This window comes from Streptomyces sp. LE64 (genome assembly GCF_052606915.1).
The window spans coordinates 1,935,715-1,958,596 of sequence record NZ_CP199708.1; the positions used below are offsets into that span (position 1 = coordinate 1,935,715).

At 73.2% G+C, this 22,882-nt stretch carries 21 protein-coding genes and 2 tRNA genes; 11 read left to right on the forward strand and 12 right to left on the reverse strand.

The features are described from left to right. The first annotated feature begins 25 nt into the window (after positions 1-25). The 6 genes from ehuB (at position 26) to ACSMX9_RS08600 (ending at position 4,290) form a co-directional block, all read left to right on the forward strand. Entirely contained in the window at positions 26-979 is a 954-nt protein-coding gene (ehuB, locus tag ACSMX9_RS08575; protein ID WP_445401311.1) for an ectoine/hydroxyectoine ABC transporter substrate-binding protein EhuB, read from the forward strand. Continuing rightward, entirely contained in the window at positions 976-1,662 is a 687-nt protein-coding gene (ehuC, locus tag ACSMX9_RS08580) for an ectoine/hydroxyectoine ABC transporter permease subunit EhuC (protein WP_445401313.1), read from the forward strand. The genes ehuB and ehuC overlap by 4 nt, the downstream gene beginning before the upstream one ends. Then, positions 1,659-2,336 carry an ectoine/hydroxyectoine ABC transporter permease subunit EhuD gene (gene ehuD, locus ACSMX9_RS08585; protein ID WP_445401315.1) on the forward strand — a complete coding sequence of 226 codons (678 nt, stop codon included), beginning with the start codon at positions 1,659-1,661 and terminating at the stop codon, positions 2,334-2,336. Before ehuC ends, ehuD begins: the two co-directional genes overlap by 4 nt. After that, entirely contained in the window at positions 2,326-3,171 is an 846-nt protein-coding gene (gene ehuA, locus ACSMX9_RS08590; RefSeq protein WP_445401317.1) for an ectoine/hydroxyectoine ABC transporter ATP-binding protein EhuA, read from the forward strand. The genes ehuD and ehuA overlap by 11 nt, the downstream gene beginning before the upstream one ends. 226 nt (positions 3,172-3,397) lie before the next feature. Further along, on the forward strand, positions 3,398-4,147 hold the full coding sequence (locus ACSMX9_RS08595) for an IclR family transcriptional regulator (RefSeq protein WP_445401319.1): 750 nt from the start codon (positions 3,398-3,400) through the stop codon (positions 4,145-4,147). A gap of 69 nt (positions 4,148-4,216) precedes the next feature. Next, positions 4,217-4,290: transfer RNA gene (locus tag ACSMX9_RS08600), tRNA-Lys, on the forward strand. A gap of 57 nt (positions 4,291-4,347) precedes the next feature. Here the strand turns inward: ACSMX9_RS08600 and ACSMX9_RS08605 are convergent. The 5 genes from ACSMX9_RS08605 to ACSMX9_RS08625 form a co-directional block, all read right to left on the reverse strand. Further along, entirely contained in the window at positions 4,348-4,650 is a 303-nt protein-coding gene (locus ACSMX9_RS08605; protein ID WP_366116883.1) for a hypothetical protein, read from the reverse strand. A 207-nt stretch (positions 4,651-4,857) separates the two neighbouring features. Further along, on the reverse strand, positions 4,858-5,112 hold the full coding sequence (locus tag ACSMX9_RS08610; RefSeq protein WP_445401321.1) for a hypothetical protein: 255 nt from the start codon (positions 5,110-5,112) through the stop codon (positions 4,858-4,860). A gap of 203 nt (positions 5,113-5,315) precedes the next feature. Further along, the gene (locus tag ACSMX9_RS08615) at positions 5,316-5,918 is read right to left on the reverse strand and encodes a lytic polysaccharide monooxygenase auxiliary activity family 9 protein (protein WP_445401323.1); all 603 of its coding nucleotides are present in this window, start codon (positions 5,916-5,918) and stop codon (positions 5,316-5,318) included. A 217-nt stretch (positions 5,919-6,135) separates the two neighbouring features. After that, complete coding sequence (locus ACSMX9_RS08620) at positions 6,136-7,431, reverse strand: SPFH domain-containing protein (RefSeq protein WP_445401325.1); 1,296 nt, start codon at positions 7,429-7,431, stop codon at positions 6,136-6,138. 101 nt (positions 7,432-7,532) lie between these two features. Beyond that, complete coding sequence (locus ACSMX9_RS08625) at positions 7,533-9,035, reverse strand: peptidoglycan-binding protein (protein WP_445401327.1); 1,503 nt, start codon at positions 9,033-9,035, stop codon at positions 7,533-7,535. Positions 9,036-9,695: 660 nt separating this feature from the next. Between ACSMX9_RS08625 and ACSMX9_RS08630 the strand changes: the two genes are divergently transcribed. The 4 genes from ACSMX9_RS08630 to ACSMX9_RS08645 all read left to right on the forward strand — a co-directional run bounded on the left by ACSMX9_RS08630 (position 9,696) and on the right by ACSMX9_RS08645 (position 15,143). Beyond that, positions 9,696-9,769 (forward strand) — tRNA-Lys (locus ACSMX9_RS08630). Positions 9,770-9,851: 82 nt separating this feature from the next. Continuing rightward, positions 9,852-10,535 carry a FadR/GntR family transcriptional regulator gene (locus ACSMX9_RS08635; RefSeq protein ID WP_445401329.1) on the forward strand — a complete coding sequence of 228 codons (684 nt, stop codon included), beginning with the start codon at positions 9,852-9,854 and terminating at the stop codon, positions 10,533-10,535. A gap of 284 nt (positions 10,536-10,819) precedes the next feature. After that, a complete protein-coding gene (locus tag ACSMX9_RS08640) occupies positions 10,820-13,108 on the forward strand; it encodes a glycosyltransferase family 2 protein (protein WP_445401331.1) in 2,289 nt (762 codons plus the stop codon). A 97-nt stretch (positions 13,109-13,205) separates the two neighbouring features. Then, complete coding sequence (locus tag ACSMX9_RS08645) at positions 13,206-15,143, forward strand: galactose oxidase-like domain-containing protein (RefSeq protein ID WP_445401333.1); 1,938 nt, start codon at positions 13,206-13,208, stop codon at positions 15,141-15,143. A 45-nt stretch (positions 15,144-15,188) separates the two neighbouring features. On the opposite strand, the gene ACSMX9_RS08650 is transcribed toward ACSMX9_RS08645, so the two are convergent. The 6 genes from ACSMX9_RS08650 to ACSMX9_RS08675 form a co-directional block, all read right to left on the reverse strand. After that, entirely contained in the window at positions 15,189-16,235 is a 1,047-nt protein-coding gene (locus ACSMX9_RS08650) for a glycoside hydrolase family 6 protein (RefSeq protein ID WP_445401335.1), read from the reverse strand. Between the two features lie 42 nt (positions 16,236-16,277). After that, positions 16,278-16,940 (reverse strand): class F sortase, encoded by a 663-nt coding sequence (locus ACSMX9_RS08655; protein ID WP_445401337.1) that lies wholly within the window; start codon positions 16,938-16,940, stop codon positions 16,278-16,280. Beyond that, on the reverse strand, positions 16,937-17,503 hold the full coding sequence (locus ACSMX9_RS08660; protein WP_445401339.1) for a hypothetical protein: 567 nt from the start codon (positions 17,501-17,503) through the stop codon (positions 16,937-16,939). The genes ACSMX9_RS08655 and ACSMX9_RS08660 overlap by 4 nt, the downstream gene beginning before the upstream one ends. A gap of 88 nt (positions 17,504-17,591) precedes the next feature. Further along, the gene (locus ACSMX9_RS08665) at positions 17,592-18,605 is read right to left on the reverse strand and encodes a COX15/CtaA family protein (protein WP_445401341.1); all 1,014 of its coding nucleotides are present in this window, start codon (positions 18,603-18,605) and stop codon (positions 17,592-17,594) included. A gap of 76 nt (positions 18,606-18,681) precedes the next feature. Then, positions 18,682-19,461, reverse strand: a complete 780-nt coding sequence (locus ACSMX9_RS08670; RefSeq protein ID WP_351244638.1) for an HAD-IIA family hydrolase — start codon at positions 19,459-19,461, stop codon at positions 18,682-18,684. 133 nt (positions 19,462-19,594) lie between these two features. Further along, positions 19,595-19,741 (reverse strand): hypothetical protein, encoded by a 147-nt coding sequence (locus ACSMX9_RS08675; RefSeq protein WP_351244639.1) that lies wholly within the window; start codon positions 19,739-19,741, stop codon positions 19,595-19,597. A 269-nt stretch (positions 19,742-20,010) separates the two neighbouring features. Between ACSMX9_RS08675 and ACSMX9_RS08680 the strand changes: the two genes are divergently transcribed. Beyond that, entirely contained in the window at positions 20,011-21,618 is a 1,608-nt protein-coding gene (locus ACSMX9_RS08680) for an MFS transporter (RefSeq protein WP_445401343.1), read from the forward strand. A 12-nt stretch (positions 21,619-21,630) separates the two neighbouring features. On the opposite strand, the gene ACSMX9_RS08685 is transcribed toward ACSMX9_RS08680, so the two are convergent. Then, positions 21,631-22,563, reverse strand: coding sequence for a hypothetical protein (locus tag ACSMX9_RS08685; RefSeq protein WP_445401345.1), 933 nt, complete (start codon positions 22,561-22,563; stop codon positions 21,631-21,633). Between the last annotated feature and the right edge of the window lie 319 nt (positions 22,564-22,882).

Sequence of the window (22,882 nt, forward strand, 5' to 3'; positions counted from 1 at the left end):
GTGGGGCCGGGGTAGCCGCGCGCCCATGGCCCCACCACTGAGAGACCACTCATCCGCCGGGCGTCCGCCCGGCCCCGCGGCCGGCGGCGCACGGCCCGGGCCGTCGGCGATAGCCGGCCCCCGGCCGCGCCGGAGGGCCCTGCTCAGCGGGGTCGTCGCGCTCGGCGCGGCGGGGGCGCTGGGCGCCGCGGGCTGCTCCCGGGTGCCCACCGGCGACACCCTCGCCCGGCTGCGCTCCCAGGGCACCGCCCGCCTCGGCATCGCCGGGGAGGTGCCCTACGGCTACGTCGACGAGGACGGCGAGTTCACCGGGGAAGCGGTGGAACTGGCCAAAGTGATCTTCCAGCGGTTGGGCGTGCCGAAGGTGCAGCCCGTGGCCACCGACTTCAGCTCGCTGATCCCCGGCCTGAAGACCCAGCAGTTCGACGTGGTCTCCGCCGGCATGTACATCAACAAGGAGCGCTGCCAGCAGGTCATCTTCTCCGACCCCGAGTACCAGATGCTGGACTCGTTCATCGTCCGCAAGGGCAACCCGCTGGGCCTGCGCGACTACGCCGACGTCGTCGGTCGCAAGGCCCGCTTCGGCACCGGCACCGGCTACGCCCAGCACGGGTACGCGGTCGCCGCCGGCTACCCGGAACGGGACGTGGTGGTCCTCCAGGACCAGGTGGCGGGGCTCAACGCGGTGGAGTCCGGCCGGATCGACGTGTTCGGCGGCACCGCCCTCACCACCCGGCAGGTCGCCCGCCGCAGCCGGCGCGCCGAGGCCACCGAACCCTTCGCCCCGGTGGTGGACGGGAAGGAACGCGTCGACGGCGGCGGCTTCACCTTCCGGCCCGCGGACACCACCTTGCGGGACGCCTTCAACGGCGAGATCCACCGGATGAAGGACAACGGCGAACTCTTCCGCATCCTGCGCCCCTTCGGCTTCACCGAGGCGGAGATGACGGACCTGACCGCCGAGGAGTTGTGCGCATGACCTCCGGACTCTGGCAGAACTGGATGCTGCCCGGCATCTGGACCACCCTCCAGCTCACCCTGTACAGCGCCGCCCTGGCGACCGTCGTCGCGTTCGCGGTCGGCACCGCCCGCACCCACCGGTCGAAGCCGGTGCGCTTCCTGGCCGGCTTCTACACCGAGGTGTTCCGCGGCACCTCGGCGCTGGTGCTGATGTTCTGGCTGTTCTTCGTGCTGCCGCAACTCGTCGGCTGGGCCCTGGTGCCGATGTGGGCGGCCGTCCTCGCCCTCGGCCTCTCCTACGGCGCCTACGGCGCGGAGGTCGTCCGGGGCGCCCTGAACGCGGTCGCCCCGGCCCAGCGCGAGGCGGGCGTGGCGCTCAGCTTCACCCCCTGGCAGCGGCTGCGGCTGATCCTGCTGCCGCAGGCGGTGCCGGAGATGATCCCCCCGTTGAACAACCTGCTGATCGAGCTGCTGAAGGGCACCGCGCTGGTGTCGCTGCTGGGCATCGGCGACGTGTCGTTCGCCGCCTACCTGGTGCGCCTGGCGACCCAGGACAGCGCCCAGGTGTACGGGATCACCCTGGTGGTCTACTTCGTGATCGCGTTCGTCCTCACCCGGGGCATGAAGGCCCTGGAACGCCGGACCCGGGCGGGCCTCGGCAAGGCGCCGGTCCCGGCCGGCGCGGGCGGGGGTGCCGCATGACCCGCCACCTGGCCGCCGCGGGCGGCTCCTGGGACTGGTCCGCCGTCGTCGACTTCCTGCCGCACTTCTGGGACGGGGTCCTGGTCACCCTCCGGGTGCTGGTGCTCGGCTCGCTGATCTCGTTCGCCCTGGGGCTGGTGTGGGCGCTGGCCCTGCGCGCCCCGAGCCGCTGGCTGCGCTGGCCGGTGGGCGCGTTCACCGAGTTCGTCCGCAACACCCCGCTGCTGGTGCAGCTGTTCTTCCTCTACTTCGTCCTCCCCGAGTGGGGCGTCCAGTTCTCGGCGCTCACCACCGGCATCGTGGCGATCGGCCTGCACTACTCGACGTACACCGCGCAGGTGTACCGGGCGGGCATCGACGCCGTGCCGGTCGGGCAGTGGGAGGCGGCCCGGGCGCTGAGCCTGCCGCGGCGCAGGACCTGGACGGTGGTGATCCTGCCGCAAGCCGTGCGGCGGGTGGTCCCGGCACTCGGCAACTACGTCATCGCCATGCTGAAGGACACCCCGCTGCTCGCCGGGATCGGGGTGCTGGAACTGCTCCAGCGGGCCCGCCTGGAGGCCGCCGACACCTTCCAGTACACCGAGGCGCTGACCGTCGTCGGGATCGCCTTCGTCCTCATCGCCTATCCGTCCTCGCTGCTGATCCGATCCCTGGAGCGCCGCCTTGTCCACTGAACCCACCACCCCGACCGGTCCCGCCCCCGATCCCTCCCCTGCACCCGGGTCCGGCCCGGCCGGCGCCGCGGCCGAGGAACTGGTCCGCTTCGAGGACGTGACCAAGAGGTTCGGGAGGACCACCGTCCTGGACCACCTCGACTTCACGGTCGGGCGGGGCGAGCACGTCACCCTGATCGGCCCCTCCGGCTCCGGCAAGACGACGATCCTGCGGCTGCTGATGACCCTGCTCACGCCCGACGAGGGCCGGATCGCGGTCGGCGGGCGCTACCTGACCCACGAGGAACGGGGCGGCAGGCTCGTCCCCGCCCGGGAGAAGCACGTCCGCGAGGTCCGCAAGGACATCGGCATGGTGTTCCAGCACTTCAACCTGTTCCCCAACATGAAGGTGCTGCGCAACGTCACCGAGGCCCCGGTGACCGTCCTCGGGCTCTCCCGCGACGAGGCCGAGCAGCGGGGCCGCGAGCTGCTGGACATGGTGGGCCTCGCCGACCGCTGCGACGCCTACCCCTCGCAGCTGTCCGGCGGGCAGCAGCAGCGGGTGGCGATCGCCCGCGCGCTGGCCATGCGCCCCGAGGTGCTGCTGCTGGACGAGGTGACCTCGGCGCTCGACCCGGAGCTGGTCGCGGGGGTGCTGGACGTGCTGCGGGACGTGGCGCGCTCCACCGACATCACCCTGATGTGCGTGACCCACGAGATGTCCTTCGCCCGGGACATCTCCGACCAGGTGTTGATGTTCGACGAGGGACGGGTGATCGAGTCGGGGCCCCCGGAGAAGATCTTCAGCGAGCCGGAGCTGGAGCGGACCCGGGAGTTCCTGAGCGCGGTGCTGTGAGGTGCCCCCGGCCGATGCCGGCGTCACGGTCGGGGGAACCACCCTGACGGGCGATACGGGGCACGCCGAAGGCATATGCCTCGGCACTATCACCCCTGTTCGGGGCCGCAAGCATCCCGTCAACCACAGTCGCCCATCTCCGCAACAGCCCCCTTCGGGCAGGGCTCCGACGGCTATCGTGGACGGTGCCCAGCAGCATGGACCGGGACCCGTCCAGGGGGACGCAGTGGCGCTTCAGCACGAGTCGACCGCCCCGTACCACTCGGTGCAGCGTGCCCTGCGGATACTCGACCTGCTCTCCACCCGGCCCGACGGGGTCACCGAGGCCGAGCTGTCCCGCGCCACCCGCTCCAGCGGGCCGCCGCTCACCGGACTGCTGCGGATGCTCCGCCGCGAGGGCTACCTCGTCCAGACCCCCGACGGCGCCTACCTGCGCGGCGAGGCCCTCGGCCGGCTCGGCGACGGCCCCGGGGCCGGTCGGGAATCCCTTCAGGACACCCTCGACCGACTGCGCACCGACCTCGGCGCCGCCGTGTACGTGGGCCGGTACGAGGACGGGGAGATCCGGGTCCGCCACCTCGCCGACGCCCCGGACACCCCCGCCGTCAACGAGTGGGTCGACTTCCGCGCCACCGGGCACGCCAGCGCCATCGGCAAGTGCCTGCTGGCCCAGCTCGACGCCGAGGCCCGCCGCGAGCACCTGTCCCGCCACCGCCCCGCCCGGCTCACCTCCCGGACGATCACCAACGAACGGGTCCTGGCCACCCGGCTCTCCGGCCAGCCCCCGACCGTGCCCGTGCTCGACCTCCAGGAGTACGCGGTCGGCACGGTCTGCGCGGCCGTCCCCCTGACGGCGGGCGCCGCGGTCGGCTGCCTCGCCCTCTCCCTGCCCGTCGAACAGACCCACCGCCTGCGCCCCGCCGCGGACGCCCTCAACCGCGCCGCCGCCTCCGTCCTGCTGGCCCTCGCCCTCTGATCCCGCCCGCCCCGGAACGGGCGGGTCGGGAGCACCCCCAGGCAGGGGGTATGATTTTCCCGTCAGCAGGCGCCGCTAGCTCAGTTGGTTAGAGCAGCTGACTCTTAATCAGCGGGTCCGGGGTTCGAGTCCCTGGCGGCGCACCGACAAGATGGGCCCCTCGTTCGCGAGGGGCCCATCGTCGTGCCTCCACCGCCCGATCAGACCGTGGAGGCGATCCAGCCCACCGTCTCGGTGGTGTGGGTGCCGTCCGAGGTGACCTTGCCGTTGGCGTGGAGCTCGTTGATGCGGATCTTGAAGCCGACGGTGGTGACGTCGGCGATCCGCAGGCCGGGGGTGTCCGGGCCGTTGAAGGTCTGGACGAACGGGATGACGATCACCGATGACCCGTCGGGGAAGGCGCTGGGGAAGACGACCTGGGTGAAGGTGGAGGTGTCCCCGCCGCTGGTCGCCACGGGGTTGGAGGAGCTGAGCTGCACCTTGCCGGTCTGGAACACGCTCACGGTTGGTCCGCCTCTCAGTGACCGGCCCGCGGTGTCGCGCCCTCGGGGCGTCCGCGGGGCCGGTGGCCCGACCGCCCCTCGTCGGGCGGCCACCGGGACCCTGCCCGGACGGTCGGAGGTTTAGCGGAGAGGTCGCCCGATGGGGTCGTCATCGCCGGAAGGCACGGCGGGAGCACGGAAGCGGGGTCAGGCCGTCGCGGTCGGGGCTCAGAGGCCCGTCTCGAAGCCCGTCTCGACATCGGTCAGGACGTCGTCGGGCATGGCCGAGACCATCATCATGAAGAGCACGCAGAACACGACGACGACGCCGAGGAACACCAGCTGGCCGGTCACCCCGGCGAGGTGCGCGAGCGGGGACGGGGCCTGGGCGGTGGCCCGCTCCGGGCGGTTGGCAGCGTAGTGGACGGGCACGGTGTCGCCCGCCAGGACCGTGCCGGGCAGGTCCTCCTCCTCGAACCGCACGGTGCGGCCCCGTCCGCGGTGAACTCGCAGACGAGAGGGAAGAAGGCGTTGGTGAGGTCCCCCCGCGTCGATTCCCCCGCACGTCGCGCGGCCACGGGCGACGTACGGGGAATCCTAGGAGTGGGGGGTCACGGGGGGACCCCGGGTCGGTACGCGTTCCGTACCGGTGGTGCCGACGTGCGTTGCTACGTCAGCTCAGTGCGTCAGAAGCTGACGTCCGAGCAGGCGTAGAAGGCGTTCGGGGTGTCGTGGACCGTCCACACCGCCAGGATCACGTGGCTGCCGGACTTGCCGGTGGGCACCTGACCCGAGTGGGAGAAGCTGAACGGCGGGCGCTGACCGTTGTACGGCACCGTCAGGAACGGGGCGGGCTCCAGGGCGTCGCGGGTGAGCGCGGCGTTCTGGTTCCAACCGTCCTTGGTGATGTAGTACTTGAAGTCGGTCGTGGCGTGAGCCGCGGTGAACTTCCACTTGAAGTTGTAGTTCTGACCACCCGTCAACTTCGTGGTGGGCCACGGGTTGCCGTTGGGCTGCTTGTGGTGGTCGAGAGCGCTGAAGCCACCGTTGCCGGCGGAACAGATCTTGCCGTCGGCGGGGCCCTTGGCCGGGAAGCCCTTCGGGCCCTCGACGCTCTGCGGCTCCCACTGGATCGAGCCGCAACCCTTGACGGTACCGCTGTTGGAGCACGCCTTCTGACGGCTCGTGGGCTCCTCGGTGTACCCGTGGCTGCTGGCACTGCCCGTGGCGAACGACATCGCACCGACGGTGGCGAGGCCGAGCATGGCCGCGTACATCTTCTTTCGCATGCTGCCGCTCCTGAAGAACGTGGGGGTTCTGTGAGGCGTACGCACTGATTTCCGGTCTAGACCAAGGCACAGGTTACGAGCGTTAGTTGAACATGTCCATACCGGTGGTGGAGCGATTCCGGTCACGGGGAACCAGGCCCCGTACGCCGTTCGTCCCGGTACGCGTCGGCGCGGCGCCCGGGAAACCGGGCGCCGCGCCGGTACGGATCCGGTGCGACTACTGCGGGTCGGTCGTCCCCCGACCCGTGTAGAAGGCCACCGTCAAGTCCTTCACCAGGGCCTTGCGTTCGTAGTCGTCGAGCTCCACCAGTCCACGGGTGGTCAGCCGGGTCACCGTGTCCTCGACGGAGTCCACCACCGAGGTGAGCACCGAGTCCCGGTGCTGCGCGTCGATCGCCGCGACCCGACGCCGCTGCATCGCCGCGGCCACCTCGGGCGCGTACTCGATCCGGGTGGGCTGCGCCGAGAACACCTCGACGCCCACCGGCAGGGCGTCCGCCGCGATCCGCCGGGTCAACGCGTCCCCCACCGCCTCGGCGTCGCGCAGGGTCGGGGCGTCCTCGTGGAAGGCGTCGGCGGGCAGTTGGGACAGCACCCGCGCCATCGCCGCCTCCACGCACTCGCGCAGGTACTCCTGGTGGTCCTCGACGGCCAGGGCGGCCCGGGCGGTGTCCCGGATGCGCCACACCACCAACACCACCACCCGCAGGGCCACCCCGTGCGCGTCCACCGCCGGCATGGGCTCGCTGCGCCAGTGCCGCAGGCGCACGTCCACCCGGCGGCGCAGCAGCAGCGGGTTCACCCACATCAGCCCGGTGCGCCGGACCGAACCCCGGTAGCGGCCGAAGAGGGTGAGCACCCACGCCTCGCCGACCCGGCCGCGGGCGATGCCCCCGAAGCCGAACAGCAGCAGCACGGCCCCCACCGCGATCAGCGCCCAGTGCCCGGGGTCCAGCGGCGAGGTCGCCCCCGCCGCTCCGGCGCCCGAGCGGGCGGTGATCGCGTCCAGCGCCCGGCCCACAGGGCCGGCGTCGACGCCGTAGGCGGGGAGGCCGAGCAACCGGACCGCTTCGGCCGGCAGGGCGCCGGCCCACCACAGGCCGACGACGAGTCCCGCCAACCCCAGGAACCCGGCGAGCAGCCCGAGCGGGCCGGGCAGTGCCCGGCCGGCCCGTTCCACCAGCGCCGGGTCCGGCGCCGGCACCGGACGCTCGTCGCGGGCCCAGGCGGCTTCGGCCCGGGCGGGGGCCCGGTGCCCGGCGGGGCCGTCCCGGTCGGTGCGGACGGGGCGGGCGACGGGCGGGCCCTTCGGCTCGGTGCGGGGCTGTTCGCCGGTCCCGCGCCGGCGGCCCACCACCACGGGGCCGGCCGGGACCGGGGTGCCGGTGGCGTCCTCGCGGAACAGCAGGTGCACCGGGATCTCGGTGGTGGCCTCGTTGTGGATCAGCCGTCGGATGCCGGGCTCGTCCGGCCGCACCGGCCGAGCCGGGGCGCCGGAGGTGCGGAGCGACACCGGGGGGTCCGTGTTCCCGGCGGGGCCGGTGGAGCCGGACGGGGTGGGTGGGGTGGGGGATGTGGGTGACTGGGGGGCCGCTGAACCCATCCGTGCCTCCGTCATGAGAAGAGTCGCCGCCAGGTCTCCGGGCCGGGGTAGCCGTCGGCGTCCTGGCCGCGCCAGCCCTGGGCGCGCTGGAAGGACTCGACGTTGCGCCGGTCGCTCTCGCTCCAGCGCGGGCCGGGGCCCTGCGTGTAGTGCTTGTCGAAGCCCTTCCGCTTGAGCTGCTGCCCGAGCCGGGTGACGTGGGCGTTGTTCTGCCCGGGCCGGAAGTGCCCGCGGCCGGGGAACGCCTTGTCGGCGGGGGAGGTCGGGGGCTGGACACCGCTGCCGGGTCGGGAGCCGCCGCTGCCGGGACTGGGAGCGCTCCCACCCGCGGCCGGGATGTCCCGGCCGGTGCCGCGGACCAGGTGGTTCCAGGTGGCGGGGCCGGGGATGCCGTCGGCGTCGTCCCCCTTCCACCCCTGGGCCTGCTGGAACGCGCGGGTCGCCTTCCGGTCGGCCTCGCCCCAGCGCGGGCCGGGGCCGCTGTCGTAGAAGCGGGCGCCGCCGCGCGCCCGTAGCAGCCGGCCGAGTTCGGTGACGTGGCGGTTGTTCGCGCCCGGGCCGAACTTGTCGGCGCCGGGGAAGGCCGTGCTGCTCGGCGGGGTGGTGGGGGCGGGCCCGGAGGAGCCGCCCCCGCCCTGCACCCCGCGGTAGCGGTAGGGGACGTAGCCGCCGACGTTGTTCCAGTAGGGATAGGGGGTGGCCTGCTGGCGGGCCCTCGGCGGGGTCTGCTCGTAGGCGACGTAGTGCTGGCGGGTGTAGTCGGTCCAGCCGCCGAAGATCGTGACGTGCGAGCCCTTGTTCGGGTTGGACGGGTCGTGGAACAGCAGCATGTCGCCGGGCTGGAGTTCGTTCTTGGTGATCCGGACGGCGAACCGGTCGAGGCTGCCGGTCCACTCGTTGCTCTTGAGGCCCCAGGCCATCGAGACGAAGCCGGAGCAGTCCTGGCGGTACCCGTCCGACCAGTACTTGGACATGCTGTACGGGACCCTGACGTTGGTCCAGGTCTTGGCCCGGTTGATGATCTCGGCCCGGGTGGTGGTGGGGAAGTTCAGGGCGGCGGGCGCGGCGGCGGGGGTCGCGTCGGCCGGGGCTCCGTGCAGCGGGCCGGTGAGGCCCTGCCCCGCCCGGGCGTCCCCGGGGGTGCCGGGCGCCGGTGGCGCAGCGCGGACGTACGGGGTGCCGGTGACCTGCGGGGCGCCGGGGACCGCGGGGTCGCCCGCGGGGGCGGGGGCGGGCAGGATCGCTCCGGCGGCGCCGAGCAGGGCGGCGGCTCCTCCGGCGGGGTGTCCCTGGTCGAGCGGGCGGAACTCGGCCGCCGCCGTCAGTTGCGATCCGCTGAGCACCGTGCCGGCCGCCGCCGCGAGGACCACCACCTGGCGCCGTGCGCCGTGGGCCGCCGGGCTGCCGCCGAGCCGGACCGGCAGACCGCGGGCGCCGGCCCGGCGCCGGTCGGCACAGCCCGGGCAGTGGCAGTCGCTCGCGGGCGCCACCTCTTCGAACACGGGAGCGTCCATTCGATTCCCCTCACCTACCGGAGTGACCTCCGCGCACCATCCGCACAGGCATCAGCTTCTCAACTGTCCGGACATATCGCACGTTGACTGCCAAATGATGCACAGTCAGACATACAATATTTCAACCCCCTGAGCGTACGTCAGATTCCGTAGCGCTTCTGCGACCGGGCAAGCACCCACACAAGGGTCAAAGGTCACCAGCAGGCAGGGTTGCTCCAGAAGGTGCAAGTGTGATCAAGTGATTACGGAAACGGCGGTACGCCGGATCGCTCCTGAACTTCCCCTGTCTATTTTTTTGCCAGGAGCGCCCCGGAAAGCCTCGGTATCCACCCGGCCCCCATCCGGACGTTCCTCCGATATGCCTACGTCTGATGCGGTACGGGTACAGGACCGATGACGTACCCCGCCTCCATGCAGACGCCGGACACCCCCGTCCGGAGCCGAGCCCACATCCCATCCCCCGGGACCGGACACCCCCCGTCCGGTACACACGGGCCCGGCAGTGCAGGTCCCGGGGCTCCCCCGCCCCGGGGCCGCGCCACCCGAGCGTGATCCCCGTCACGCGCCGGGGTCGGGAGCGGCAACGGCCTCCGCCGCCCCGACCCCCATCGGTGGCCGGGAGCACTCCCGGACATCGGGTAGAGTTCTCCAGGTCAGCAGGCGCCGCTAGCTCAGTTGGTTAGAGCAGCTGACTCTTAATCAGCGGGTCCGGGGTTCGAGTCCCTGGCGGCGCACCGACAGACGGAGCCCTCCGGCCAAGGCCGGAGGGCTCCGTTCCTGTTCGGGGCGGGGTGCCCGGCCGCTACGGTGACCCCCATGGCGCGCGACATCCAGGAGCGGATCAAGAGGTTCATCATCGATCGGCGGCTGCGCTCCGGCGCGGTCCTGCCCCCCGAGCCCGAACTGATGGAGATGCTCGGCGTCAGCCGGAACTCCCTGCGGGAGGCCCTCAAGGGGCTCCAGGCCATGGGGATCGTGGAGGTCCGGCACGGCTTCGGGACCTACGTCGGCCCGATGTCGGTGGCCCCGATGATGGAGGGGCTGGTCTTCCGCACCGTCGCCGGGCACTACCGGGGCGAGGCGAGCCTGCTCCAGCTCCTCGAACTCCGCGCCGCCCTGGAGACCGGGCTGGTCTCCCGTCTCGCCGGCCGGCTGCCCGCCGCCGACCTGGCCGAACTGGAGATGCTGGCCGATCGCATGGAGGTGCGCGCGGCCGGCGGCGAGTCCCTGTTCGAGATCGACCGCGCCTTCCACGCCACGCTCTACCGCGGACTGGGCAACCCGTTGCTCGGCGAGGTCCTCGAAGCCTTCTGGGACGCCTTCCACCGGGTCCGCACCGACCTCGTCGACGTGCCGCACGACCCCCGGGTGACCTGCCGCCAGCACCGCGAGATCCTGGACGCCGTACGGTCCGGAGACGTGTTGCGCGCGGAACGTGCCATCCAGGACCACTTCGGTCGCATACGCGAGCGGTTGACCGCTACCCTCACCGTCAGCTGACCCCCCGGGCCCCCACGCGCCACCGGTGGCCCCCGCACCTCCCGCCCCCCGTGCGCAACCACTCCTGGTGAGCGCGCGACCACCCGACCCGGTCGACGGGGCGGCCCAAGGGGCCCCCGGTGCACGGGCGGACACCGAGGGGGGCATCATGCAACCGGAGGGCCCCCTTCGCTGTCTAAGCTGGAAGGGGCTTGCCATGACGCGTCCGACGCCGGAAGGGGAACCGGTCCGGACGGAGGAGAACGAGGAAACACACGCATGCGACGTGTGTGGGGGGATGGCTCATGACGTCGCCTTCAGGCGCGGGGCAAGACTTCGATCCGACGGAAACGACTCAGCTGCGCGTGCACCGCACCGGCGGGCTGCGCCGCATCAAGAAGTCACTGCCGCGCTACGACTACGAGCACTACAGCCGGCTCGCCGGCCCCCTCACCCAGCCCGACCCCCACCAGCCCTACACGGTGCGCTACCGCTCCCTGCTCTCCCAGGAGCCGCACCGGGTGCGCGCCGCGCTGATGCTGGGCGCCGCCCCCGTGGTCTCGCTCATCCTGCTGTTCTGGCTGCTCCAGCCGGAGCACTGGACCAAGCGCGACTACCCCGCCTACGACTTCCTGCCCACGCTGGACGTCGTGATGCTGGTCTCGATCGGCCTGATCGAGTTCTTCCGCTGCATGAACGTGCTCTCCAACGCGCACGCCACCATCGTCGCCCGCGACCCCGTCCCCGTGGTCCCCGAGACCGGCACCCGGGTCGCCTTCCTCACCTCCTTCGTGCCTGGCAAGGAGCCGTTGGAGATGGTGACCAAGACGCTGGAGGCGGCGGTCAAGATCCGCCACCGCGGCACGATGCACGTGTGGCTGCTCGACGAGGGCGACGACGACGAGGTCAAGGCCGTCTGCGAACGGCTCGGCGTGCGCCACTTCTCCCGCAAGGGCGTCGCCAAGTGGAACACCGTCAAGGGTCCGCACCGCGCCAAGACCAAGCACGGCAACTACAACGCCTGGCTGGACGCGCACGGCGACGACTACGACTACTTCGCCTCCGTGGACACCGACCACGTGCCGCTGCCCAACTACCTGGAGCGGATGCTCGGCTTCTTCCGCGACCCGGACGTCGGCTTCGTCATCGGCCCGCAGGTGTACGGCAACTACGACACCTTCGTCACCAAGGCCGCCGAGTCGCAGCAGTTCCTCTTCCACGCGCTGATCCAGCGCGCCGGCAACGCCTACGGCGCGCCCATGTTCGTGGGCACCTCCAACGCGGTGCGGATCAAGGCCCTCAAGCAGATCGGCGGCCTGTACGACTCCATCACCGAGGACATGGCCACCGGCTTCGAGATCCACCGGCACAAGAACCCGGCCACCGGCAACAAGTGGCGCTCGGTGTACACCCCGGACGTGCTCGCGGTCGGGGAGGGCCCCAACGCCTGGACGGACTTCTTCACCCAGCAGCTCCGCTGGTCCCGCGGCACCTACGAGACGATCCTCACGCAGTACTGGAAGGGCTTCTACTCCCTGCCCCCGGGCAAGCTCTTCAACTACACGATGATGATCATCTTCTATCCGATGTCGGCCCTGAACTGGATCCTCGCGGCCCTCAGCTGCGCCCTGTTCCTCGGCCTCGGCGCCTCCGGCGTGAACATCGACCCGACGATCTGGCTGATGCTCTACGGCAACGCCTCCGCCCTCCAGATCGGCCTGTACGTCTGGAACCGCCGGCACAACGTCTCCCCGCACGAGCCCGAGGGCTCCGGCGGCGTCGCCGGCATGGTGATGTCGGCGCTCTCCGCCCCGATCTACGCCCGCTCGCTGATGGACGCGGTGCTCCGCCGCAAGAGCAAGTTCGTGGTGACGCCCAAGGGCGACTCGGCCAGCCCCGACACCCTGTTCGGGACCTTCCGCATCCACCTGTTCTTCATCGCGGTCTTCGGCGCCTCCATGGTCGCCTCGTTCTTCCTGGGCCACGCCCATCCCGCCATGATCATCTGGGCCTCGTTCGCGCTGCTGATCACCGCCGCGCCGATCTTCGCCTGGCAGTGGATGATGCGCCAGGAGAAGAAGAAGGGCCCGGCCGGCCCGGCCGCACCCACCCCGCCGGAGTCGGCGGCCGTACCGGACGGCGTCCCCGCCGGCGGGGACGCCGAGCCCGAGGCCACCGCCGAGCAGCCGGCCGCCCGCCGGGGCCGCCACGCCGCGCCGGCCGCCGGTGCGCACATCCCGCAGCAGCGCCCCACCTGGGCCGCCGGCGACGACCGCACGCTCCAGATCCCGTTGGCGCGCCCGCGTCCCTCGGACCGGGCCGTCCCCTCCGGGCCGCTGCCCGACACCCAGGTGCTGCCCGGCGGGCGGGCCGAGGCGCAGGGCGCGGCGCCCCGGCAGCGGCGCGGCCGGCACGGTGCGCCCGAGGCGTACGAGGTCCCCGGCGCGCACTCCGCCGGCCGCGGCGCGACGCCGCCCCCCTTCGACGTGCACGACGTGCACGGCACCCGCGGGCCGGGGCAGCCGTACGGCACTCCGGGGGCCACGGGGGCGCCGCAACCGCCGTACGGCGGGCCCCTGCCGCCGAGCAACTGACCGGGCCCCTCCCCCGCAGTCGTTCCCCCACCCCGCGCGCATCCGCGCGCGCCCGTTCCTGAACCCAAGCCACTACCAGCCGCATCGGGGTGTAGCCGTGAAAGACCGTTCCAGCCGACGCCGTGCCCGCCGCATCGCGATAGGCGCGGCGGTCGTGGTCGCCCTGACCGCGATGAACGGTCCGGCGCTCTACCGGTTCGGGACCGAGACCTACCACGACTACAAGATCAACAAGCCGGAGTACAAGGCGGCCAACGGGCAGTGGAAGATCGTCGACTTCCCCGACGAGTTCCGCCAGAACACCATCCACGCGGCGCTGTTGCACACCGGCAAGGTGCTGATGGTCGCCGGGTCGGGCAACAACCAGGAGAACTTCGACGCCCAGCGGTTCGACACCCGGCTCTGGGACCCGGAGACCAACGAGGTCAAGCGGGTGGAGACGCCGACCGACCTGTTCTGCGCCGGCCACACCCAACTCGGCAACGGCAACCTGCTGATCGCGGGCGGCACCAAGCGGTACGAGAAGCTGGAGGGGGACGTCACCAAGGCCGGCGGGCTGATGGTCGTCCACAACGAGAACCCGGACAAGCCGATCACGATCCCGGCGGGCACCCGGTTCGTCGGGAAGACCAACGGCAAGGCGTTCGTCTCCAAGGACCCGGTCGTCGTGGAGCGGGCGAAGAAGGTCTTCGACAAGGAGACCGGTCGGTTCCTGCGCAACGACCCCGGGCTGGGCCGGATCTACGTCGAGGCCGCGAAGAGCGGTGCGAAGTACGAGACGGGCACCCAGGACAACTACCGGATCGAGGGCCTGAAGGGCGACGACGCCCGCAACACCTACGGCATGGCCGAGAAGCTCGCCCTCGACAAGAAGGACTTCCAGGGCATCAAGGACGCCTTCGAGTTCGACCCGGTGGCCGAGAAGTACATCCCCGTCGATCCGATGAACGAGGCCCGCTGGTACCCGACGCTGACCACCCTCAGCGACGGCAAGGTGCTCAGCCTGTCCGGGCTCGACGAGATCGGACAGCTGGTGCCCGGCAAGAACGAGGTGTACGACCCGAAGGACCAGGACTGGACGTACACCGAGGGCGTCCGTCAGTTCCCCACCTACCCGGCCGTCTCGTTGATGCAGAACGGCAAGCTGTTCTACTCCGGGTCGAACGCCGGCTACGGCCCCGCCGACAAGGGCCGCGACCCCGGGATCTGGGACCTGGAGTCCAACGAGTTCACCAAGGTGCCCGGGTTGAGCGACCCGAAGCTGATGGAGACCTCGCAGACCGTGCAGCTGCCGCCCGCCCAGGACGAGCGGTTCATGGTCGTCGGCGGCGGCGGGGTCGGCGAATCCCGCCAGGCCAGCAGGAAGACCCGGATCGTGGACCTGCTCGCCGATACGCCGCGCTTCGAGGACGGCCCCGAGCTCTCCGAGGGCACCCGCTACCCGCAGGCGTCGATCCTGCCCGACGACACGGTCCTGATCTCCGGCGGCTCGGCGGACTACCGGGGCCGCGGCTCCTCGGACATCCTCCAGGCCCGGTTGTTCGACGCGAAGGACGACACCATGGAGCGGGTCGCCGACCCGCTGGTGGGCCGCAACTACCACTCCGGTTCCGTGCTGCTGCCCGACGGGCGGGTGATGTTCTTCGGCTCCGACCCGCTCTACGCCGACAAGGCCAACACCAAGCCCGGCACCTTCGAACAGCGCGTCGAGATCTACACCCCGCCCTACCTGTTCCGCGACGAGCGCCCCTCCCTCAGCGGCGGCCCGCAGACCGTCCGCCGCGGTGGCTCCGCCACCTTCACCACCCGCGACAGCGCCCCGCTGAAGACGGCCCGGCTGATCCGGCCCAGCGCCTCCACCCACGTCACCGACATCGACCAGAAGTCCGTCGCACTGGAGATGGAGAAGGGCGAGGGCAGCGTCACGGTCACCGTGCCGAAGAGCCGCAACCTGGTCCCGTCCGGCTGGTACATGCTGTTCGTCACCGACGACCGCGGCACCCCCAGCAAGGCGCAGTGGGTGCGGGTGCCGTAGGGCGCGCCGCGGGGCCGGCGCGGTGCCGCGCCGGCCCGAGAGGCCCTACCCCTTGGCGGCCCGCGCCAGGCCCAGCGCGTACTCGGGCCACCAGTCGCCCGCCTTGGGGCCGCCCTTGCACTCGCCGTCCGACTCGCCGGGGCGCTTGATCCACAGGAAGGCGTGGACCTGCGGGTCACCGGTGACGGTGGTGGGGACCTCGCCGAGCGCGCGGCCCGGCGGATTGCACCAGCGTTCGGACGGGTCGCCCTCGGCGTGCGGGCCGTTGCCGTTGCGGCTGGTGTCGACGACGAACGGCTTGCCGCCGACCTTCGCCGACAGCTCCTTGCCGTAACGGACGCTGTCCGCGGTGGAGTAGAAGTTGGAGACGTTGACGGAGAAGCCGTCGGCGATCTGCACCCCGGCCCGCTTCAGCGGCTCGAAGATCTGCTCGGGCTTGCCCCAGCCCGCGTTGCCCGCGTCGACGTACACCTTGGTGCCCTCGGCGGACTTGAGCTTCTCGACCGCGCCCCACAGCAGTTGGTAGCGCTCCTCGTGGAACTGCTGCGGGGTGCAACCGTCCACCAGGTGCAGGACCGCGTCCGGTTCCAGGACGACCGTGGTGGGCCGGTCGCCGATGCCCTTGACCACGGCGTCGATCCAGCTGCGGTAGGCGTCCGCGTCGGCCGCGCCGCCGCCGGAGTACTGGCCGCAGTCGCGGTGCGGGATGTTGTAGAGGACCAGCAGCGCGTCCCGGTCGGCCTCCTGCGCGGCCCGGGTGATGTCGCGGACCTCGGCCTCGGGGTCCTCGGGGCCGACCCAGTTGGCCGTGGGCTGTTCGGCGATGCGGCGGATCAACTCCGCCTCCTCGTCCTTGCCCTCGCGCTCGTAGGCGGCGACCTGGTCGGCGGCCTTGCCGTCGGGGTTGACCCAGTACGGGTCCTTGTCCTTGGGCTGCTGGCTCACCGGCTTCGACGACGTCCCGTCGGAATCCTCCCCGGACGAGGAACACCCCGCCATCACCAGCACCGCTCCCACGGCAGCCACCGACGCCCTGAACCTGCCGTACATCCGCTCCCCCTTGGTGCGCGGTCCGAGGTCCAATCCTGACATACGCGACCCGAAGGCCCGTGGGGCACACCCCCCGCCCCGCGGTCAGCGGCGGGCGCCCGCCGGGCCGGTCACCCCCGTCAGGTACGCGGAGACCACCACGTTGGCGCTGTACGTGCCGCTCCCCCGGTCGAAGGTGCCGGCGCAGGTGAGCAAGCGCAGTTCGGCGCGGCCCGGCCGGTGCGGCCCGTACGCCCGGGCCGGGTCGAAGGCCCCGCGGTCCACGGTGCGCACGTCCTCCACGGTGAAGGCGGCGACCGTGCCGTCCGCCCGGAACACCCGGACCAGGTCGCCGGGGACCAGGGTGCGCAGCCGGTGGAAGACGGCGGGGCCGGTGCGTCCGTCCGCGTGCCCCACCAGCAGCGCCGCCCCGGCCGCCCCGGGCGCGGTCCCGGACCCGTACCAGGCGACGGTGCCCGGCTGCGCCAGCGGCGGGGCGGCCACCGCGCCCACCCGGTCCAGCCCGCGGGCCACCACCGGGGCCCGCACGCCGGCCAGCGGCACGTCCACCCGTTCGGGGCGGGCCGGCGCCAACGGGCGGTGCGGCGCGGGCGGTTCCCGGTCGACCGGGCGGCCCACCGCGGCCACGTCGCCCCGCACCGGGGCGCCGGGTCCGGGCACCGCGGTGATCTCCCGCCCCCACAGCCAGGCCCCGGAGAGCAGCACCGCCCAGGCGGTGCCGGTGGCGAGCCGGGCCGGGGCGCTCACGAGGGGCTCCGGTCACCGTCCGGGCGGCGGGCCCGCAGCACCACGACCAGTCCGGCGGCGCAGGTGAGGAGGAGTCCGACGACGACCTGCCGCAGCCCGGGGCCGGTCGCCTCCGGACCTGCCGCCCCGGGGCCCTGGGCCCCGCCGCCGCCCGCGCTGACCGGGGCGGTCGGCGTGGCCGCCGGACGGTCGCCGGGCTCCCCGACCCGGACGGCCTCGGGCAGCGCGTGCGCACGGCCGGCACAGCTCACGGTCACCGCGTACGGGCCCGGGGCGGCGCCGGAGCGCAGCCGGGCCTCGGCGAACAGTCCGGTGCCCCGGGGTGCGGGGGCGAGGTCGGCGGGGGCGACGAACGCGTCCGACAGGGCGCGGGCGGTGCCGGCCGGGCAGCCGGTGACGGTCAGGTCCACCTCGGTGCCGGGCGGCGCCGTCGCGGGGTGGACCTCCAGGGCGGGGGCCGGGGCGGGGGTGGCGCCGGCGGCGGCACCGGCGGCGGTCAGGGACAGGGTCGCGAGGGCGACGGCCACTGTCGCGGTGCGCTGTGCGAGCGGGCGAGTACGCATCGTGAACCTCCTGGTGCCTCCAGGTTCACGGGTCGATCGGCCGCCCGCCTCGTGACCTCGCCCCTGCTCCTCCGTTCAGGCGACACAATCACCGCGGTCCGGTGGGCGCGGTGCGGCCGGGCGGCCCTGCCCGGTCGGACACCGGGTGCGGCGCGGGCTCCCCGGCCGGTGCCGGGGCGGACGGGCCGGGCGGGCGGACGGCGAGCTGCACCCGGAGGACCCCCACCCAGACCAGGGCGGCGCCGAACAGGTGCAGGATCACGACCGGCTCGGGCAGCCCGGCCAGCGACTGCACCAGGCCGACCAGTCCCTGGGCCAGCAGCACCGCCAGGAGGATCGTCGTGCGGCGGCGGGCGACGCCCCCGGTGCCCTGGCCGGACAGCTCCGCGAAGAGCGCCGCCGCCAGGGCCAGCACCAGGGCCGCGAGCACCCCGTGGACCACGGTGACCCCCGTCCAGTCCAGGGGGATGCGGGGCACGTCGGAGGAGTCGCCGGCGTGCGGGCCGGTGCCGGTGGTGACCGTGCCGGCCACCACCATCACCGCGGTGAGGGAGGTCAGGGCGGTGGCCAGGCTCCGGGCGCGCCCGGACGGCGCGGGCCGGGCGGGGGCTCCGTCCGTCGTCCCCTCCAGGGTCGCCTCCCGGGTGATCACGGCCGCGGTGAGCAGCAGCATCGCGGCCAGGAAGTGCGCCGCGACGATGTACGGGCTGAGCTCCAGCCAGACGGTGACCCCGCCGACCAGGGCGTTCAGCACCACGACCCAGAACTGTGCCCAGCCGCCCCGGAGCACCCGGGGCACCGGGGTGCGCTGGAGCCGGGCCGCGACGATCACCCAGCCGACCACCGCGCAGAGCACGCCGGTCAGCAGCCGGTTGGTGAACTCGATCACGCCGTGCACGCCCATCTCGGCGGTCGGCGCGAGGGTGTCCTCGGTGCACATCGGCCAGTCGGAGCAGCCGAGGCCGGAGCCGGTGACCCGGACGACGCCGCCGGTCACGATGATCCCGACGGCCGCCAGCACCGAGGCGGTGGCGGCCGTCCGGACGCTCCGCGGCCCGAGTGCGTGGCGTTCCGCTAACCAGGACAGGGGAGTTCGTGCCATCGGGGCCTTCCTCGGTCGGGTCGTCGGACGACCCGACCCACCCTACTGACGGCCCGGGGGCGGTGTTCGGCCGGTGTCAGACGAGGTCGACCAGGTCCGCGATGGAGTCGACGACCCGGGACGGGCGGAAGGGGAACTTCTCGATCTGTTCCCGGGTGGTGAGTCCGGTGAGCACCAGGAAGGTCTCCATGCCGGCCTCCAGTCCGGCGAGGACGTCGGTGTCCATCCGGTCGCCGATCATGGCGCTGGTCTCGGAGTGGGCGCCGATCGCGTTCAGCCCGGTCCGCATCATCAGCGGGTTCGGCTTGCCCGCGAAGTACGGGTCCTTGCCGGTGGCCTTGGTGATGAGCGCCGCCACCGATCCGGTGGCGGGCAGCGGGCCCTCGGTGGAGGGGCCGGTCTCGTCGGGGTTGGTGCAGATGAACCGGGCGCCGCCGTTGATCAGCCGGACGGCCTTGGTCATCGCCTCGAAGGAGTAGGTGCGGGTCTCGCCGAGCACCACGTAGTCGGGGTCGTGGTCGGTGAGCACGTAGCCGATGTCGTGCAGCGCGGTGGTGAGTCCGGCTTCGCCGATGACGTACGCGGTGCCGCCGGGCCGCTGGTCCTTCAGGAACTGGGCGGTGGCGAGGGCCGAGGTCCAGATGTTCTCGACGGGCACGTCGAGGCCCATGCGGGCGAGCCGCGCGTGCAGGTCGCGGGCGGTGTAGATGGAGTTGTTCGTCAGGACGAGGAAGGGCCGGTCGGACTCCCTCAGCTTCTTGACGAACGCGTCCGCGCCGGGGATCGGCACGCCCTCATGGATCAGGACCCCGTCCATGTCGGTGAGCCACGATTCGATGGGCTTGCGCTCTGCCATGTGCCGGTCTCCTGGGATGTACGTGACTGCGGTGCTGGTGGGCGCCGGAACGACGCTGTGCCGACGCCGACCAGCGTAGTCACCGTGGCCGGATACCGACCCCCCGCCGGAGGCACGGAACGGGGCCGGGAGGTCAGCGGCGGCCCCGCAGCTTGCCGAGGACCTGCTGGGCCTGGGCCCGGCGCCGCGGGTCGGCGGCGGCCCGACGCACCTCGGCGACGGCGCGCTGCCCCTGCGGGCTCCGCACGAACAGCATGATCTTGGTCAGCAGCTTGGCCATCCTGTGTCCCTCCCGGGTCGTCCGCGACGGCGACGACCACCGGGGATTCGGTGGCCATCGCCTCGTCGTTCCTGCTCCTACCCACTCCAACGCCGCAGGTGCCCGAAGGATTCCGGCCGCCCGGCGCCGGTGACGGGGCGTCCGTCGGTCAACCTCGTCGAGGACGGGGCGCAGGGGCCCGTCGTCCGGTGCCGAGCGGGTACAAGTGTCTGGCCGCGGCCCGTGCCCGGCACCGTACCGACCGCACCATCCGCAACGGAGGCACCACCGTGACGACCAGCCAGACGCCCGCGCGAGCCGGGCGGCGGGAGTGGGTCGGGCTCGCCGTCCTGGCCCTGCCCACGCTCCTGATCTCGATGGACGTCACGGTCCTGTACCTGGCGGTTCCGCAGCTGAGCGCCGACCTCGACCCCTCCTCCACCGAGCTGTTGTGGATCATGGACGTGTACGGCTTCCTGATCGCCGGCGCCCTGGTCCCGATGGGTGCGGCGGGCGACCGGTACGGGCGGCGGAGACTGTTGCTGGCCGGTGCCGTGCTGTTCGCGGGGGCTTCGGTGCTCGCCGCGTACGCGGACTCCGCGCAGATGCTGATCGGCGCGCGGGCCCTGCTGGGGCTCGCGGGGGCGACCCTGATGCCCTCGACGCTCTCCCTCGTCCGGGTGATGTTCCCGGACCCGGCGCAGCGCGGGGTCGCGGTCGCGGTGGTGATGATGAGCTTCTCGGTGGGCACCACGGTGGGGCCGCTGCTCGGCGGACTGCTGTTGGAGCACTTCTGGTGGGGTTCGGTGTTCCTGCTGGGCGTTCCGGTGATGGTGCTGCTGCTGGTGCTCGGCCCGCTGCTGCTGCCGGAGTACCGCGATCCCGAGGGCGGGCGGGTCGATCCGCTCTCGGCGGTGCTGTCGGTCGCCGGCATGCTGGGCATCGTCTACGCGGTCAAGGAGACCGCCGCGCACGGCCCCGCCTGGACGGCCGCGGCGGCGGGACTGGCGGGGCTGGCGCTGGGCGTCTGGTTCGTGCGCCGGCAGCTCTCCCTGCCGGAACCCCTGCTCGACCTGGGGCTGTTGCGGGACCGGATCATCAACACCTCGCTGGGCACGTACCTGCTGGGGCTGTTCGCGATGGGCGGCACCCAGGTGTTCATCGCGCTGTACCTCCAGGAGGTGCTGGGGCTCTCGCCGTTGCTCGCGGGGGCGTGGATGGTGCCGGCCTCGCTGGGGACGGTGGTGGGTTCGCTGCTGGCGCCGGTGCTGGTGCGGCGGTGGCGGCCGGCGACGGTCGTCGCGGTCGGGCTGGCCCTGGCGGGCCTCGGCTTCGGGGTGCTGGCGGTGACCGGGCCGGACGACCTGGCCCTGCTGGTGGTCGGCTACCTCTGGGTGGCGCTGGGCCTCAGCCCGATGATCACCGTCTGCACCGACCTGGTGATCGGCACCGCGCCGCCGCGCCGGGCGGGCGCCGCCTCGGCCCTGTCGGAGAGCAGCGGGGAGTTGGGGGTGGCGCTCGGGGTGGCGCTGCTGGGCAGCGTGGGAACGGCGGTGTACGGGGCCGCGGTGGCGGACCGGTTGCCGGCGGAGTTGCCGGCGCCGGCGGCGGAGGCGGTGCGGGAGACGGTGGCGGGGGCCCGGGAGGTGGCCGCGGAGCAGGCGCCGGAACTGGCCGGGCCGCTGTTGACGGCCTCGCACCAGGCGCTGACTTCCGGGTTGAACGTGACCGCGGCGGCGGCCGGGGCGGTGGTGGTGGGCACCGCGGTGTGGGCGGGTCGGCGGCTGCGGCGGGTGCCGGTCACCGGTGCGGCGGCACCGCAGGACGCCCCGGGTGCGCACGAGGACACCGACGCGGACGGCGTCGGCGGCGGTGCGCCCGCGGGGCGGTCGGCGTGAGGGCGGCGGGCGTCACGACCGGGGCGGATGGCGGTGCCGGACCGTCAGGTAGAGGGCGACCCCGGTGAGCAGCAGCGCCGCCGCGGCGGCGACCAGGGCGGAGGCCCGTTGCCCGGTCGTCGCCAGTTCGTGCGGGGCCGGTCGGGTGCCGTCGACGGGGGCGGGTGCGGTGGCGGAGCCGGCCCGGTCCGGCGCCGCGGGGTCGCGCCCGGCGGGCGGGCCGGTGTCCTGCGGCGGGGACGGGGCGGGGGTGGTGCGATCGGTGGGTGCGGGGGTCCCGGGCGGGGCGTCCGGGGCGCCCACCCGGAAGGCGTACGGGGGTGCTTCGCCGACCCAGGTGCCGTCGTCGCCGTCCCGGCGGACCAGGACCACGCCGGCGGTGACGGTGTCGCGGGGGGCGTCGGCGGTGAGGGCGAGCCGGGCGCGGACGGTGAGCGCGGCGTGGGCGTCGACGGTGAGGCCGGGGTAGTCGTCGTCGGGCACGACCACGTTCTCGTCGTGTGCGGTGGCTTCGGTGCGGGTCGGCCACCAGCGGTGCCCGTCGTGGAGTTCCAGCCGTAGGTGGGCGGGGCGCAGGGCGCGCCGGGTGTCGGTGAGGACGACGACGGGGTGCACGGAGCGCAGGGCGGTGCCGGTGCGGTTGGTGACGACGAGGGTCCAGTCGGTGGCCGGCCCGCCCGCGCGGTGGCCGGTGGGCACGTGGAGGCGGGCCGTCAGCGGGAACGTCTCGGGCCGGGCGGTGGCGGAGGGGAACCCGGCCGGCAGCGGCAGCGGGGGGCCCGCGTCGGCCCGGGGGGCGTGCGCCCCCGCCGGGGCGGGTGCGAGGGCCCAGGGTGCGGAGAGGGCCACGAGGAGGGCGGTCACGGCGAGGAGCGGTACCCCGGGCCGTGGGCGACGGCCGGGGCGGGACGGATGGGGCGGCTGGGGCGGCTGGGGCGGGGTCATGGCGCGGCCTCCCGGATCGTGGCGTCGGAAGGCTTCCAGCACGGCGTCCGGGGCGAACGGCCGGCCCCGCTCCCCCACCCGTTCAGCGTCCTGCTGTCGCCTGAACACCGGGCCGGATCCGTACCGTTCGGGTGGTTCCGGGGGCTTCCGGGCGGCCGGAGAACCGGTGGGACGCCGGAGGCAACCGGCCCGACGCGTCGACCGTCCTCCGGGGCACAGGCCCCGCGAAGGGCGCCCGATGTCGAGGGGGGTCCACCGTGCCCCGCGCGCCGGAGCCGCCGCGGTACCGGGCCCCGCGCACGCCCCCGCCGGGTCGGCT

What these genes read in the sequence shown, in the direction of transcription:
- ACSMX9_RS08665 (WP_445401341.1), bottom strand. Translation starts at nt 18,605, where the DNA reads ATGGCACGAACTCCCCTGTCCTGGTTAGCGGAACGCCACGCACTCGGG.
- ACSMX9_RS08660 (WP_445401339.1), bottom strand. Translation starts at nt 17,503, where the DNA reads ATGCGTACTCGCCCGCTCGCACAGCGCACCGCGACAGTGGCCGTCGCC.
- ehuC (WP_445401313.1), top strand. Translation starts at nt 976, where the DNA reads ATGACCTCCGGACTCTGGCAGAACTGGATGCTGCCCGGCATCTGGACC.
- ACSMX9_RS08625 (WP_445401327.1), bottom strand. Translation starts at nt 9,035, where the DNA reads ATGGACGCTCCCGTGTTCGAAGAGGTGGCGCCCGCGAGCGACTGCCAC.
- ACSMX9_RS08675 (WP_351244639.1), bottom strand. Translation starts at nt 19,741, where the DNA reads ATGGCCAAGCTGCTGACCAAGATCATGCTGTTCGTGCGGAGCCCGCAG.
- ACSMX9_RS08640 (WP_445401331.1), top strand. Translation starts at nt 10,820, where the DNA reads ATGACGTCGCCTTCAGGCGCGGGGCAAGACTTCGATCCGACGGAAACG.
- ehuB (WP_445401311.1), top strand. Translation starts at nt 26, where the DNA reads ATGGCCCCACCACTGAGAGACCACTCATCCGCCGGGCGTCCGCCCGGC.
- ACSMX9_RS08635 (WP_445401329.1), top strand. Translation starts at nt 9,852, where the DNA reads ATGGCGCGCGACATCCAGGAGCGGATCAAGAGGTTCATCATCGATCGG.
- ACSMX9_RS08650 (WP_445401335.1), bottom strand. Translation starts at nt 16,235, where the DNA reads ATGTCAGGATTGGACCTCGGACCGCGCACCAAGGGGGAGCGGATGTAC.
- ehuD (WP_445401315.1), top strand. Translation starts at nt 1,659, where the DNA reads ATGACCCGCCACCTGGCCGCCGCGGGCGGCTCCTGGGACTGGTCCGCC.
- ACSMX9_RS08615 (WP_445401323.1), bottom strand. Translation starts at nt 5,918, where the DNA reads ATGCGAAAGAAGATGTACGCGGCCATGCTCGGCCTCGCCACCGTCGGT.
- ACSMX9_RS08685 (WP_445401345.1), bottom strand. Translation starts at nt 22,563, where the DNA reads ATGACCCCGCCCCAGCCGCCCCAGCCGCCCCATCCGTCCCGCCCCGGC.
- ACSMX9_RS08670 (WP_351244638.1), bottom strand. Translation starts at nt 19,461, where the DNA reads ATGGCAGAGCGCAAGCCCATCGAATCGTGGCTCACCGACATGGACGGG.